15 protein-coding genes are annotated in these 12,423 nt (G+C 70.2%); 8 read left to right on the top strand and 7 right to left on the bottom strand.

The window, feature by feature from the left end; all coding sequences use genetic code 11:
• Positions 1 to 82 precede the first annotated feature (82 nt).
• The 5 genes from ACOZ4N_RS10025 (at position 83) to ACOZ4N_RS10005 (ending at position 3,796) form a co-directional block, all read left to right on the top strand.
• Entirely contained in the window at positions 83 to 553 is a 471-nt protein-coding gene (locus ACOZ4N_RS10025; RefSeq protein ID WP_424019787.1) for a DUF7109 family protein, read from the top strand.
• Between the two features lie 57 nt (positions 554 to 610).
• Entirely contained in the window at positions 611 to 1,210 is a 600-nt protein-coding gene (locus ACOZ4N_RS10020) for an NUDIX hydrolase (RefSeq protein ID WP_424019786.1), read from the top strand.
• Between the two features lie 150 nt (positions 1,211 to 1,360).
• A complete protein-coding gene (locus tag ACOZ4N_RS10015; protein ID WP_424019785.1) occupies positions 1,361 to 2,137 on the top strand; it encodes a DUF7388 family protein in 777 nt (258 codons plus the stop codon).
• Positions 2,134 to 2,586, top strand: coding sequence for a hypothetical protein (locus ACOZ4N_RS10010; protein WP_424019784.1), 453 nt, complete (start codon positions 2,134 to 2,136; stop codon positions 2,584 to 2,586). Before ACOZ4N_RS10015 ends, ACOZ4N_RS10010 begins: the two co-directional genes overlap by 4 nt.
• A 25-nt stretch (positions 2,587 to 2,611) precedes the next feature.
• Positions 2,612 to 3,796, top strand: coding sequence for an NAD(P)/FAD-dependent oxidoreductase (locus ACOZ4N_RS10005; protein ID WP_424019783.1), 1,185 nt, complete (start codon positions 2,612 to 2,614; stop codon positions 3,794 to 3,796).
• Here the strand turns inward: ACOZ4N_RS10005 and ACOZ4N_RS10000 are convergent, their stop codons facing one another.
• Both ACOZ4N_RS10000 and ACOZ4N_RS09995 read right to left on the bottom strand, forming a co-directional pair.
• Entirely contained in the window at positions 3,797 to 4,288 is a 492-nt protein-coding gene (locus ACOZ4N_RS10000; protein ID WP_424019782.1) for an Hsp20/alpha crystallin family protein, read from the bottom strand.
• On the bottom strand, positions 4,285 to 4,443 hold the full coding sequence (locus tag ACOZ4N_RS09995; RefSeq protein ID WP_424019781.1) for a DUF7559 family protein: 159 nt from the start codon (positions 4,441 to 4,443) through the stop codon (positions 4,285 to 4,287). Before ACOZ4N_RS09995 ends, ACOZ4N_RS10000 begins: the two co-directional genes overlap by 4 nt.
• Positions 4,444 to 4,512: 69 nt before the next feature.
• Here ACOZ4N_RS09995 and ACOZ4N_RS09990 point away from each other — a divergent pair, with 69 nt between their 5' ends.
• Entirely contained in the window at positions 4,513 to 5,304 is a 792-nt protein-coding gene (locus ACOZ4N_RS09990; RefSeq protein ID WP_424019780.1) for a DUF429 domain-containing protein, read from the top strand.
• On the opposite strand, the gene ACOZ4N_RS09985 is transcribed toward ACOZ4N_RS09990, so the two are convergent.
• Positions 5,295 to 5,945, bottom strand: a complete 651-nt coding sequence (locus tag ACOZ4N_RS09985; RefSeq protein WP_424019779.1) for a MaoC/PaaZ C-terminal domain-containing protein — start codon at positions 5,943 to 5,945, stop codon at positions 5,295 to 5,297. The two genes, ACOZ4N_RS09990 and ACOZ4N_RS09985, sit on opposite strands and share 10 nt — an antisense overlap.
• 92 nt (positions 5,946 to 6,037) lie before the next feature.
• Complete coding sequence (locus ACOZ4N_RS09980; protein WP_424019778.1) at positions 6,038 to 6,862, bottom strand: hypothetical protein; 825 nt, start codon at positions 6,860 to 6,862, stop codon at positions 6,038 to 6,040.
• Positions 6,863 to 6,969: 107 nt separating this feature from the next.
• On the opposite strand from ACOZ4N_RS09980, the gene ACOZ4N_RS09975 reads away from it, so the two are divergent.
• The gene (locus ACOZ4N_RS09975; RefSeq protein ID WP_424019777.1) at positions 6,970 to 8,691 is read left to right on the top strand and encodes a radical SAM protein; all 1,722 of its coding nucleotides are present in this window, start codon (positions 6,970 to 6,972) and stop codon (positions 8,689 to 8,691) included.
• 13 nt (positions 8,692 to 8,704) lie between these two features.
• Here ACOZ4N_RS09975 and ACOZ4N_RS09970 read toward each other — a convergent pair whose 3' ends face one another.
• Together ACOZ4N_RS09970 and ACOZ4N_RS09965 are read right to left on the bottom strand one after the other, a co-directional pair.
• Positions 8,705 to 9,526, bottom strand: coding sequence for a hypothetical protein (locus ACOZ4N_RS09970; RefSeq protein ID WP_424019776.1), 822 nt, complete (start codon positions 9,524 to 9,526; stop codon positions 8,705 to 8,707).
• 71 nt (positions 9,527 to 9,597) lie between these two features.
• Positions 9,598 to 9,783 carry a hypothetical protein gene (locus ACOZ4N_RS09965; RefSeq protein ID WP_424019775.1) on the bottom strand — a complete coding sequence of 62 codons (186 nt, stop codon included), beginning with the start codon at positions 9,781 to 9,783 and terminating at the stop codon, positions 9,598 to 9,600.
• Positions 9,784 to 9,982: 199 nt separating this feature from the next.
• On the opposite strand from ACOZ4N_RS09965, the gene ACOZ4N_RS09960 reads away from it, so the two are divergent.
• The gene (locus tag ACOZ4N_RS09960; protein WP_424019774.1) at positions 9,983 to 11,842 is read left to right on the top strand and encodes a flippase-like domain-containing protein; all 1,860 of its coding nucleotides are present in this window, start codon (positions 9,983 to 9,985) and stop codon (positions 11,840 to 11,842) included.
• Here ACOZ4N_RS09960 and ACOZ4N_RS09955 read toward each other — a convergent pair.
• Positions 11,839 to 12,345 (bottom strand): DUF84 family protein, encoded by a 507-nt coding sequence (locus ACOZ4N_RS09955; RefSeq protein WP_424019773.1) that lies wholly within the window; start codon positions 12,343 to 12,345, stop codon positions 11,839 to 11,841. The genes ACOZ4N_RS09960 and ACOZ4N_RS09955 overlap by 4 nt on opposite strands.
• Positions 12,346 to 12,423 lie beyond the last annotated feature (78 nt).

The following is a 12,423-nucleotide window of genomic DNA, read 5'->3' as shown; positions in this document are numbered from 1 at the left end:
TATACAATAAACGTGAGCCCTGCTACGCGGAGTTGTCGGCGGCCCCGTCAGAGTAAAGGGGGTGCCACTCGCGGGTCGGAGCATGGACGTGACGGGCGACGAGTTGGCGGGGGTCGTCGACCTGTTCGACGCGCTGACGCCCGGGGAACTCGCGCAGGCGCTGGTGGAACTGGCCTACCGGCAGGGCGAGGATCTGGAGCCGGCGGCGTTCGAGGACGACATCGCCGCGGCCCGCGAGACGTATCACCTGGTCGGGTTCGAGCCCGGGGCGGCCGACGAGGCGTGGCTGGTGCCCGGCCCGGTGGCGTTCCCGGAACTCCCCGAGGACGCGACGGACCTGCCCCACATCCTCGACGTACCCGACCGGACGGTCGACCGCGAGCAGTTGGGAGCCGCCGCGGAGGAACGCTTCCGTGCGGACACGGCCCAGGCCGTCGCCGACGGGGACGACGAGCGGATGCGGGAACTGCTCGACGTGAGTTACGAACTCGAAGTGTGGGGGCCGGTCGACCTGGAGTCGGCGCGGGACCGGCTCGACGACGCGCTAGCATGACCCACGGACGCCGGTGTCCCCGGGCAAATTAAGAGCGCGGGGGCCCACATGGAGGGTATGGACCTGGAGCGGGTCGGGAACTTCCGGGCGACCGGAATAAACGACGAGGAGCGCGAGGCCGCCGTGCTCGCGCCGATCATCGCCCGTGACGGCGGTGAACACCTGTTGTTCACCAAGCGGGCGGACCACCTCGGGGAGCATCCGGGTCAGATGAGTTTCCCCGGCGGTGGCCGCGAACCCAGCGACCGGGATCTGGAGGCGACCGCGCTCCGGGAGGCCAACGAGGAGATCGGCCTCGATCCCGCCGAGGCCGACATCGTCGGCCGACTCGACGACATCAGCACCGTGACCCGGTACTCCGTCCGGCCGTTCGTCGCACGCATCCCCGATCAGGAGTACGTCCCCGACGAGCGCGAGGTCGCCGAGATCGCGGTGCTGGCGGTCGCGGATCTCACCGACCTGTCCAACTACGAGTCAGAGCGCCGCGACCATCCCCACTACGGCGACATCCGCCTGCACTTCTTCCACGTCGACGGCTACACCGTCTGGGGCGCGACCGCCCGCATCCTCGTGCAGTTGCTGGAACTCACGACCGACTGGGAGATGCCGGCGGACGTGGATCGGGAGGTCGATCCGGACGCAGACCTCCCAATGTAGCGGCCAGTGGACGCGAATCGAGGTATGCGTTCGGCGGACGCAGACCTCCCAATGTAGCGGGGTCCCCGACTACCGGGAAGCGACAGCGTTTTGCGGGCAACTCCCACACTGAGGGACAACGGGCCGCGGGAACGCGGCCGGTCGGAAATCATGTTAACAGAGGGCGCGCTGGCGAGGACCGGCATCGACGCGGTGGCGCTGAAACCCACGGAAGTCGACCTCTCGCGAGCGGCGGGACTCTCTGTCGACGCGGTCGTCGACTACGAGGGCCGTGACGAGCTGCCCGACCCCGACGTGCTGGCCGACCTCGCGTCGGATCGGACGGTCCGGGTCACGACACCGGTCAGGGCCGACGGGTTCGACCCGCTCGGTGACGACGGACTGTGGGACTGGGTACCCGACGGCGTCGGTCGGATCCTGGTCGCGGGCAACCCCGCGTACCTGACCGAGGCCGAACAGGGGCGGGCGGTCGCGCCTCGGCTCGGTGCGGCACGCGACCGCGCGCCCGACGCCTGGGTCGGCACCGAGAGCGTCGAACGGATCGCGCTGGCGGCCGGCGGACCGCAGTTCGAGTTGCTCTCACGGTCGACCGAGCGGGACCTGCACGCCCTCCGGACGGCCGGGTTCGAGGGGCGACTGGCCGTCTACGCGCCGACGGTCGTCACCGACGACGAGGACGCCATCCTCGACGCGGTCGGGGCCTACGCGGCGCGTCGCGGGCCGGTCCGGGCGGCACTCCCCGAGGACGCCGCGACGGACGCGACGGCGACGGGCCGGGCCAGGGAGGTCCTCACGCAGGCCGTCCGGGACTACGCGCTGGTCGGCGACGGCGAGACGGTCGAGAATCGGGTCGAACGGCTCCGCGAGGCGGGTGCCGATACCGTGGTGGCCTACCCGGCCCGCGGCCTCGACGCGCTCGGACGATGAGCGTCGGCCGGGCCCGCCTCGCCGGTGTCGTCGGCGTCGTCGGCCTCCTGCTGACACTGCTGGCGGCCGTCCTCGAAACGTCGCCGGGGCTGGCCGCGACGGCCGCGTGGGCGGCAGAACTGTTCATCTTCGTTTCCTTCCGAATCGCCGCCGTCGCCGTGTTCTGTCTCGGATTCGCGGTCATCGTCTACTCGGCGTACCACCAGCGCCGGGGGAGCGTCGACGAGGTGGCCGCCCGCCGGATCGCCTTCGGCGTCGCGGGCGTCCTCGCGCTGTCGCTGTTCTTCCCCCTCGTCGTGCTGGACGACCTCGCCGTGCTGGCCGGCGGTGTCCTGCGGCGAGCAGGTGTCGATCTCGACGGGATCGCCGTCCTGTACGCGAGCCTCGCCGTGTTCGGGAGCCTGACGCTGGTCGGGCTGGTCGACGCCGTTCGCCGACGCCGGGGCTAAGTGCGGTCGCGCCCCAGCGTCACCAATGACCGATTCGGTCGCCGTCGTCGGCGGCGGTGCGGTGGGCGTGACCGCGGCCCGCGCCCTCGCCGTCCGCGGCGCTGACGTGACGTTGTTCGAGCGCGGGGAAATCGCGGCCGAGAGTACGGGCCGAGCGGCGGGCATCTGCTACGACGCCTTCGCCGGCCGGACCGACGCCGCCGTCGCCGCGCGGGCGATGACCCGCTTCCGCGAACTCGCGGCCGAGACACGGTTCTCCCTCGTCGAGCGCCCGTACGTCTGGCTCGCGCGCGAGGGCGACGAGACGCGCGCCGAGGCTATCCGCGAGCAGGTGCCACGGATGCGCGAACGGGACCGTGCCGTCGAACTGCTCGATCCGGGGGCGCTGGCCGCCGAGTTTCCCGCACTGCGGACCGACGACGTGGCCGTCGCCGCGGTCGCACGGGACGCGGCCTGTGCCGACCCGGCCGAGTACGCCGCCGTGATGGCCGAGCGGGCGCGCGAGGCCGGCGCGGTGATCCGGACCGAGACCGAGGTGGGCCTGACCGACGGTCCCACGGTCGTGACGCCCGACGGCACCGTCGCATTCGACGCGGTGCTGGTCGCGGCCGGCGCACACACGCGCCCGCTGCTGGCCGAGGCCGGCGTCGCCGTGCCGATCAAGGCATACCGGGTGCAGGCGCTGGTCACCGAGCCGATCCCGGCCAGCGAGCGCGTCCCGACGCTGTACGACGCGACCGAGGGGTTCTACTGGCGTCCAGTCGAGCAGTGCGGGACTGGGGTCGACGGACGAGCGTCGGAAGTCCGTCGGGGAGCGCGCGAGGGCGGCCTGCTCGTCGGCGACGGCGTGGAGAAGCGCGACTTCGACCCCGAGGACTGGGACCGGACGGCCGACGAACCCTTCCTCGCCAGCGCTCTTGAGCGTGTCGACGCGGCGCTGGCACCTGGGGAGACGCGACCGTCCGAGGCCGAGCGCTCCTGGGCCGGCCTCTGTACCGCGACGCCGGATCGGGACCCGCTGGTCGGCGAGATCGAATCGGACTTCTTCGTCGCGGCGGGGTGGCACGGCCACGGGTTCATGCGTGCGCCGGCGCTGGGGAGAACAGTTGCGGGGCAGATTCTGGGCGAGGACGGCATCGAGGCGTTCCACCCGACGCGGTTCGACGGGGACGAACAGTTCCCGGTCGTCGAGGGGATGACCGTCGAGTAGTTACGCGTCGCTCGCTTCCGGCGCGTCCGTCTCCTCGTCGGCGTTGCCGGCCGACGCCTCGGCGGCCTCGACGTCTTCGACTTCGGTCGATTCCTCCTCGACGTGCATCTCGCGGGCGTCCTCGTCTTTGGGGATGTGGACTTCGAGCGTCCCGTTTCGCCGGAGGGTCGCGTCGGCCCCGGTCGGGTCGACGGCGGCCTCGGCGGGGAGGGTGACGCGGCCGTCGAGCGCGAGGCCACGACCGGGGACGAGCATCTCGAAGCCCTCGTAGAAGTCCCGGAAGCGGTCGATCCGGACCTCGACGGCGTTGTCGTCGAACCGGACCTGTACGTCGCTGCTGGTCGCGCCGGGCGCGTCGAACACCGCCAGGAAGGCGTCCTCGGATTCCAGCAGATCGGCCGGGAGCGGGCGACGCTCCTGGACGCGACTCGCCGCGCGGCCGACGGTCTCCATGACCGTGTTGCCGAGCGAGCGGCCGAGTTCCCGGATCATAGTTCGATCTCCTCCAGTCCGTCCGTCTCGCCGCAGTACGGGCACGAGAAGTCCGTGACTCCCACGTCGTCGGGCATGTCGTAGGTGTAGTGAAGTTCGAACATGTCGAGTTCACAGTCCCCGCTCGTGCACCTGACTTCGAGCGTTTTGGGCATACTCACCGGTAGGGCGGCCTCGCCTATCAATGCCCCGGCTTTTTGCACCCGTCGCACCCACCTGCGAGCATGCTCCACGGCGTCGACTTCAGCGGTGCGGCCCAGGCCGGCCACAACATCTGGATCGCCGAGGCCACGGTGGACGGGAACGAACTCCGGATCGAGTCCTGTGACTCGGCCGCCGACCGCTTCGGCGTCGCCGAGCGCGCCCCCAGTCTCGGCCAGTTGCGCGCGTTCCTCCGGGACGCCGACACCGTGGGACTGGACTTTCCGTTCGGCGTGCCCGCGGCCGTCCACCAGCGCGACTCCTGGGCGGAGAGTCTGGAGTGGGTCGCCACCGCCGCGACCGACGCCGACGGATTCCAGGCGACGTGTCGCTCCCGAGCGCGCGACGCGACCGAGGGCGAGCGAGCCGACCTCCGCCGGGAGACCGACGGCCCCGTCGGCGCGCTCTGCCCCTACGGGAGTCACGTCTGGAAACAGACCTTCTTCGGCATCCGGGACGTGCTCGCGCCGCTCGCCCGCACCGACGCGGTGGCCGTGCGCCCGATGCAGGACGGGGGCGACACGTCCCTCTGTGAGGTGTACCCGGCGGCGACGCTGGCCCGGTGTGACCTCCCGGCGGCCGAGTACAAGGACGGCGGCGAGCCAGCGAGGGAGCGCCGCCGGACCATCGTCGAGGGACTGGAAGCCGAGACGCCCCTCGCGTTCGCCCAGGGCGTCCGCGCCGAGTTGATCGACGACGCGGGCGGGGACGCGCTGGATGCAGTCGTCGCCGCGCTCGCGACGCATCGGGCCCGCGAGGCGGACTTCGAGCCGGATCGAGCGTGGGACCGGACGGAGGGGCACATTTACGTCTGATCTCGCCGGGGCATCTCGTCGACGAGGATGGTCGCAGTCCCCTGGATGACGATGTCGCCGTCGCCGTTCTCCACGCGGGTCGAGACGCGGTAGCGCTCCTTCGCGAGTTCGTCGACGATGGTACACCGGGCGGTGTAGGTGTCGCCGACTGCGGCGGGCGCGACGAACTCCAGATGTTGATCGAGGTAGATGGTCAGGCCCGGGAACGCGGCCAGCGCGGCGCTGATGAGTCCCGCCACGAGTGTCCCGTGGAGGATGCGTTCGCCGAAGCGCGTCTCGGCCGCGAACGCGTCGTTGAGGTGGAGCGCGTTGGTGTCGCTCGTGATCCTCGCGAACTGATCGGCCGCCTCGTCGTCCAGTCGCCGGGTCAGCGTCACCTCGTCGCCCACGTCGAGGTCGTGTTCGTCGGCCACCGAGAGGTGGAACTCGCCGGGCGTCCCGCCGTATGGCAGCCGGGTCGTCCGCATCCCTTCGATCTCCTCGAGGAAGGGGAAGTCGGCGTCGACGTACCGCTCGGGATCGGCCTCGAAGTGTTCCTTACAGGCCTCCGAACAGAAGTGGTAGCGCTGTCCTCGATACTCGGCGGTCGCTCCCGGATCGTCCGGATCGACCTCCATGCCACAGGCGATGTCGACGACCATGCGTCCGTAGACGGGAACCGCGCCCGTAGTGGTGTCTGCCGGTCGTTTCCGGGTCGGCACGGATCGGTTGCGGGCTGGCCCCGCGCCGCCTCTCACCCCTCGCGGGCGACGGCGAGAAAGACCAGCGCGAACAGCCCCGTGATCGCCGCGGCCCACCAGCCGACCGGACTCCCCAACCGAGTCAGCGCGACCGCGCCGACCACGAGCAGGATCGCGAATCCCCCGGCGACCGCCCGAACCGCTGGATTGGGGTCCCGACTCGCATCGGATGCGGTCGTGTCGAGGATCTCATCGAGCGCGGCCGTGGCGTCGTCGGCGACGGTCGCGGGCACGAGGAGCCACGACGGAACTGCTCCGAAACTCCCCGGCCCGGACGCCGAGAGCCGGACGACCACGAGCGGGCCGATCCGGCGGGTGTTGTAGTCCGTGACTCGTGAGAGGTCCCACTCGCGGTAGTCGGTGCTCGCCGTCCCGGATTCGGGGTCGATCTCGCCGTGCGTCGAGCAGGCCACCCCGACCGCGCCCGCACAGAAGCCGGCGGCGAACAGTCCGCCCGCCAACCGCTGGTCGATCACCAGTGCGGTCGCGAGCGTCGGGCCGCCCACGACTCCGGCCGCGACTCGCTCCCGACCGGGGATCGTCGGCTCGCGACCGCTGAACGGGAGCTTCCGCTGGGACTCGTCGGTGAGCATCGGCAGGAGGTACAACAGCGAGAACGGGCCGCCGACCAGTGCGAGGAGGACGACGAGCAGTCGCATCTCGGTGCTCCCGCCGACGAACACGAGGACGAGACCGAGCGCGCCGAGTGCGAGGATCCCCGCGTAGACGCCGAAGACGGCCGCCATCCCGGCCCGGACGAGCCAGCGGAGCCACGGCTCGGTGCCGTAGTCGTACCGCCAGGAGACCGCGGCGGGCATGTGCGGCGGTACGGGGAGCGGTCCCAAGAGCGTGGGGGTCGGTGGCGGTGGTGGTCGCGAGCGGCGAGTCAGACACCGTTATACGCGTCGGCGGGCAAGGGCCGCCCATGATCGACCCGGCCGAGATCGACGTGACCATCGTCGACGGCTACGTCGACGAGCCGGCCCACTTCGGGGTGCCCCCCTACATCTCGACGTACCCGCGCTACACCGCCGGGGCGCTGGTCGACGCCGGCGTCCCCCGCGAGCGGATCACCTACCACACCATCGACGCGCTCCGGGACGAGGGGTCGCGGTGGCGCGACGTGGAGGACGCGGACCTGCTGATCTACGTCGGCGGCATGACCGTCCCCGGGAAGTACGTCGGGGGGACGCCCGCCGAACCCGACGAGGTGCGCCGCATCGCTTGGACCGCCGAGGGCGTCTCGATGATCGGCGGCCCCGTCCGCTTCGGCGTCGGCGAGGCAAACGAGGGGGCCTCCGAGACCGCCCGCGACGACCTGGACTTCGACTTCCTCGCGATGGCCGACGTGGAGGCGGCCGCCTACGATCTGGTCCACAACGGGCTGGAAGGCTTCGAGGACCGCTACCGCGGCGTACCGGAGGAGACCCGCTGGGCGAAACAGGGCGCGTTCGTCGTCGAGCAACACCCCAACCACCCGGAGTACATCCTCGCGGAACTGGAGACCTCGCGGGGCTGTCCCTATCGGTGCTCGTTCTGCACGGAACCGATGTACGGCGATCCGGACTTCCGGCCGCCCGAGAGCGTCGTCGGCGAGGTGGCCGCGCTGGCCGACCACGGCGTGAGCGACTTCCGCCTGGGCCGGCAGGCCGACATTCTCGCCTACGGCGGCGACGGCGAAGCACCCAACCCCGACGCGCTGCGGGACCTCTACAGCGGTATCCGCGAGGTCGCGCCCGACCTGGACACGCTCCACCTGGACAACATGAACCCGATCACGGTCGTGAAGTGGCCCGAGAAGTCCAGGGAGGGTATCCGGATCATCGCCGAACACAACACGCCCGGCGACACGGCCGCGTTCGGGCTGGAGTCGGCCGATCCGCTGGTACAAGACGAGAACAACCTCAACGTCACCGCCGAGGAGTGTTTCCGAGCTGTCAAGATCGTCAACGAGGAGGCTGGTTTCAGACCTGGCGGTGACAGGGAGACCGCACCCAACTTCGGGAACGATGCCAGCCCACGGCTCCCGAAGCTCCTGCCGGGGATCAACCTCGTCCACGGGCTGAAAGGCGAGCGGGCCGAAACCTTCGAGCACAACAAGCAGTTCCTCCAGCGGGTGTACGACGAGGGCCTGATGCTGCGCCGGGTGAACATCCGGCAGGTGATGGCCTTCGAGGGGACCGACATGGCCGACACCGGCGCGGAGATCGCTCACGACCACAAGAAACAGTTCAAACAGTACAAGCGCGAGGTCCGCGAGGAGATAGACAATCCGATGCTCAAGCGGGTCGCGCCGCCGGGGACGGTGCTTCCCGACGTGCACCTGGAGTACCACGAGGACGGCTACACCTTCGGTCGGCAACTGGGGACCTACCCCCTGCTCGTGGGGATTCCGGGCGAGCGCGACCTCGGGCGGACCATCGACGTGGCGGTCACGGACCACGGCTACCGCTCGGTCTCGGGGGTGCCCTACCCGCTCGATCTCAACGCCGCCTCCATGGACGAGTTGACCGAGATTCCGGGTATCGGCAAGCAGACCGCCGGGAACATCGTCGTCGACCGCCCGCACGAGTCTGTCGGCGAGGTCGCGCCGGACGCGGAGCTGGATCGGTTCGTGACCCTCGGGAGTCGCGAGAGCGCCGACTGATCGACGGTCGGACCTAGGCGAACTCGTCCTCGTCGTCACGCAATCGGGCACTGACGAGGCCGACGAGTGCGCCGGCACCGCCGAACACGAGCGGGTAGCCCACGCACATCCGGAGGAGCGCCTCCGGGAGGTCCCGAAGTTCGACCGTCAGTTCCGCCGACTGGACGACTGGGAAGACAGACAGGATGGCCACGAACAGATCCGCGACGATGGCGTTGAACAGCCACGTCGCGCCGAGGGTCGCGACCGCGGTCGCGAGTCCGTAGCCGAGGACGAGCGCGACCGGTTTCGTCAGCAGGTCGATCACACTCCGCGTCCCGGCCCCGACGACGGCCCCGTACCAGACGAGGACGAGCGGCGGCAGGACGATGCCGAGTTCGGCGAACGGGATCGCGAGCGTCTCGGCCGTGATCGGGAGGGTGCCGGTCCCCGAGATGGTCGGCGAGACCGGGAGGACGCCGACGAGCGCGTCGACCGATCCCGTGGCCGAGAGCACGAACTCGATCTCCACGCCGTGGAGGCTCACGAACACGAAGACGGCGAAGAAAAAGGTTAGAAAGACGCCGACCAGCACGCCGATAACCAGCGCGACGAGCAACCCCCAGAGTCCGTAGAACGCACCGACGGGCGACGAACCGGCGGCCGCGCCGGCCGCCCTCGTCCCGCCGGTGAGGATCTCGAACAACTGGAGGAGAAACAGGATCAACGACACCAGATAGAGGACCATGATGCCGATAAACGCGCTGATGCCACTGATGCCCGCGTCGGTCAGGAATCGACCCAGCACCGAGTTCGGTCCCGATCCGGTGCCGCTCCGTCGCCGTCCGCCGGTCATGTCGCTCGTGGAGCAGATGGGCGATAACCCACTTAACCGTACGGACCGGTTCGGCGCGAAAAAGGAGCCGCTCAGGCGGTCTGCATCTCTTTGAGTACTTCCAGGTCGCGGTCGGTGCGCATGAACTCGGCGGTCCGGCGCTCGGTGCCACAGTCCGGGCAGGTGAACTCGTCGTCCGCCGCCGGGAGGTCGGTCGGCCCGTCTTCCCAGTCTTTCTCACAGTCGGGACACAGGAGTTGAACGAACGCCTCGTTCATATCCGACCGTGCGACCCGCGGACGTGAAAAAGTGACGGCGGTTCCCGACTCGAAAGAACGGACGGGACGGGTTTTTGCCACGGCGGCCCGACTCGGCCGCGGCGACGGTAGCGTGGCGGGCGGTTCGGTGCCTCGTCCCCGCCGTGGCGGAGCGTGGGCTAACAGAAGGTACTTTTGCGCGCTGGTGGAAAGACGGGCAATGAGTCCGACTCGGGAGGTGAGCGTCGTCCTCCCCGCCTACAACGAGGCGGCGACCCTGGCGGACACGGTCGAGGTTACCCTCGAGACGCTCGACTCCTTTCTCCCCGCCGGCTCGTTCGAGGTGATCGTCGCCGAGGACGGCTGTGCGGATCGGACGCCCGAGATCGCCGACCGATTGGCCAGCGAGGACGACCGCGTTCGCCACTACCACAGCGACGAGCGCCTGGGCCGGGGGAAAGCCCTCGGACAGGCGTTTCGCGCCGCCGAGGGCCAGACTCTCGTCTACTTCGACACCGACCTCGCGACGGACATGCGCCACCTCGAAGAACTGGTCGAGCGCGTTCGCTCCGGCGAGTACGACGTGGCGACCGGCTCGCGGTGGGTGCCCGGAGCCGACGCGGACCGCCCGGCCAGGCGTGGCATCCCCTCGAAGGGGTACAACCGGCTGGTCCGCCTGTTCCTCCGCTCGGATCTGCTCGATCACCAGTGTGGGTTCAAGGCCTTCGACCGCGATGCCCTGCTGGACCTGCTGGACGACGTGGAGGACGACCACTGGTTCTGGGACACCGAAGTCCTCGTCCGGGCCCAGCGGGCCGGCTACCGGGTCGCGGAGTTTCCCGTCGAGTGGACGCCACAGGGCGACTCGAAGGTCGACCTCGTGCGAGACGTGTTCGGGATGGGGAGTCAGATCGTCCGGACCTGGTGGCAACTGAGCGTGAGTCCGCGCCTGACCCGGCGGGTGAGCATGACCGCCGGGTCGGTGCTGGTGTTCGTCGCGCTGGCGCTCATGCTCGTCTATCTGGAACCCGCGGCCGTGCTGGACGCGATCACCGGGGCCGACCCGGCGCTGGTCGCGGTCTCGGCAGTGGTCTACCTGCTCTCGTGGCCGCTCCGTGGCCTGCGCTACCGGGACATCCTCTCGCGACTGGACTACGACGGCGACACGTGGTTCCTGACCGGGGCGATATTCATCAGCCAGACCGGCAACCTCGTGTTCCCGGCGCGAGCCGGTGACGCGGTGCGGGCCTACGTGGTGAAGGCCCGGCGGTCGATCCCCTACCCCACGGGGTTCGCGTCGCTGGCCGTCGAGCGGGTGTTCGACCTGCTGGCGATCACGGTCCTGGGTGGGAGCGTCCTCCTGGGGCTGGTCGCCACCGGCGGGACCGAGGAGGTCGCCGCGGCCATCGCGGCGGACGTGGGTACGGTGACCATCGGCGGGGAGACGCTGAACCCGGCCGCGGCGGCCGGCACGGCGATGCGGGTCGCGGCCGGCGTCGGGCTGGTCGCCATCCTCGCGGTGGCGGTCATCGTCGTCAACGCGCGCCGGGACACCAACCTCGTGCGCCGGGCGGTTCGGGCCATCAGCAACGACTCCTACGCGGAGTACGTCGCCGGCGTGATCGAGCGGTTCGTCGGCGACGTGGAGCGGGTCGTCAGCGACCGCGGGGCCTTCCTCCGGGTCGGCTTCGGGAGCCTCGCCATCTGGACGCTGGACGTGGTGACCGCGCTGATCGTGTTCGCGGCCTTCGGGATCGAGGTGACGCCGTACCTGACCGCAGTGGCCTTCTTCGCCGTTTCCGTCGGGAACCTCGCGAAGATCCTCCCGCTCTCGCCCGGTGGGATCGGGCTGTACGAGGGCGCGTTCACCATCATCGTCGTCGGCCTGACCGCTAATCCCGCACTCACGGCGCTGGTCGCGCTCGGTATCGCCATCGTCGATCACGCGGTCAAGAATCTGGTCACCATCGCCGGCGGACTGACCTCGATGGCGTGGCTCAACGTCTCGCTGACCACTGCGGTGGCCGAGACCGAGGAGGCGAGCGCGAGTGCCGCAGACGCCGGTGACGAGGCGGCCTAGTACCGCTCGGTCACGAACGGGCCGGCGGCGCTCGCGACGGCGTGGACCAGCGCCGACTCGCGGTCGATCCGCTCGCCGGTGAGGACACCCGCCGCCCCCTCTCGTTCTGCGACGCCCTCGGTGTCGAGCAGATCGTCCATCACCGGCCCGAGTTCGGCCCCGTCCGCGACGCGGGCGGCCACGTCGTCGGGGAGCCTGAGGCTCGGGCCGCCGCCGACGCCCCAGCGCTCGCCATCGGTGACGGCGGCCCACATGATCAGAAAGAGGCCGTCGGTTCCCTCGACGCGGGCGACGCCGCCCTCGATGCCGACGCCGAGGGCGGCGTCGGTCGCGGCCAGCGCGGCTTCGGCGCGGTTCCGTGCGCCGCTGATCGTCTGGTCGCGCCCGCGGGGTTGTTCCGGGACGCCCGACGCCACGTCGACGGGTTCGGCGACCGCGTCGGGGAGGGCTCGTCTGGTCGCGGCCACCTTCACCGGATTCTCGCTGCCGACTGCGACGCGCATGTCGAGCCCTGGGGCGGGGGTGGCCTTGTGCGTTGTGTCCGAACCCCGCTCTCAGGCCGCTCGTTCCCAAAAATCGAA

Source organism: Halorientalis pallida (assembly GCF_049605515.1).
In the GTDB taxonomy this organism is placed as follows: domain Archaea; phylum Halobacteriota; class Halobacteria; order Halobacteriales; family Haloarculaceae; genus Halorientalis; species Halorientalis pallida_A.
This window is presented reverse-complemented; position numbering and strand designations above follow the sequence as displayed.